This window comes from Methanosarcina sp. 1.H.T.1A.1 (assembly GCF_000979295.1).
GTDB lineage: Archaea > Halobacteriota > Methanosarcinia > Methanosarcinales > Methanosarcinaceae > Methanosarcina.
Genome location: NZ_JJQY01000096.1, coordinates 1 through 1201, shown reverse-complemented (window position 1 = coordinate 1201; position 1201 = coordinate 1). Strand labels below are relative to the sequence as shown.

Below are 1201 nucleotides of genomic sequence, written 5' to 3'. Positions count from 1 at the left end.
TCCCAGGCTTGCGGAGTAAGAAACAAAAGAAACAGAACAAACAAAAGAAATAATGGATTCCTCCGCATTTTAAGCAACAAAATTATATATCTATTTTTAATCTTCTTCGCTCGCTCAGAGGACAAAAGAGATAAAAATTAGCCTATTCCCTTTCCAAGCAGAAAAAACTACAGGCGTAATAAATTTGGTTTTAGAAAAACAAATATATAAGGTTATCCTCTGCGGAGGTTTTACCATGTTTAAGAGAATATAGCCGTATGATAATGATATATAAGGGAAACTCAAAAAAAGATTTAAGTTAATAATTTTTTCATATGAACGGCTCTGAAGTCTTCAGATTTTTCCATGTATATAAGTCTTCCGAAATTATCCTGTTTGGAGAGAGTTAAAACCACGAGAAATACATTATAAGTTAGTGAGCTGTAGATACAGAAAACTCACACCAGCACGTTGGTTCCTAACTATGTGAACCCTGATGGGGGGCATAGATCAGTACTCATGCGAATAGACCAAAACAGACTGAAAAAGTACCGCAACGTCTGGAACCGTAAACTGCACTTCGCAGGGCCGGGTACCATAAACACCCAAATATATTATCTACCACCGCATCTACCATATCTACCACATCTACTATATCTACACACCACAAACCCGGCCCTGGTGTGCAGTTGAGCTATTTTGAAAACTCCTTTTTTGAACAAGCCTATTTCTGGGCTGAACAAGCCTGTTTCTAAGTTGAACAAGCCTGCTTTTGAAATACCCTGTTTCCGGACAACCCGCTTTTGAACAGTTTCATTGCTGAAAGCATATATTAAAACCGGAAAACGACCCATTCAGAAGTTTCTGGGAAATATATTTAATTCCATTCACCTTTTTATTTAATGGGAAACATAAAATTACTGCAGATCTGCATTTTGAGGGGGATGGTACCACCGTTACAAAAGAAGAAGTTATTGAGGCTCTAAAGAGCTGCTACGACCCCGAAATTCCGATCAACGTTATTGACCTCGGACTTGTTTATGGGATAGAGGTAAAAGAAGACCGGGTACGAATAAGGATGACCTTGACTACGCCCGGATGTCCCATGGGAGATCTTATTGCTGAGGACGTAAAACGAAAGGTAGAAGCAATCGAGGGGGTAAAAGAGGTCGAAGTAGAGCTTGTCTGGGACCCTCCCTGGACCTGTCTCTTATACACATCT

The 1201-nt window shown here is 39.6% G+C and carries 1 protein-coding gene; it reads left to right on the top strand.

The window, feature by feature from the left end:
* Positions 1-907: 907 nt before the first annotated feature.
* On the top strand, positions 908-1201 hold a 294-nt coding region (locus EO95_RS18595), incomplete at its 3' end, for an iron-sulfur cluster assembly protein (RefSeq protein WP_048134528.1).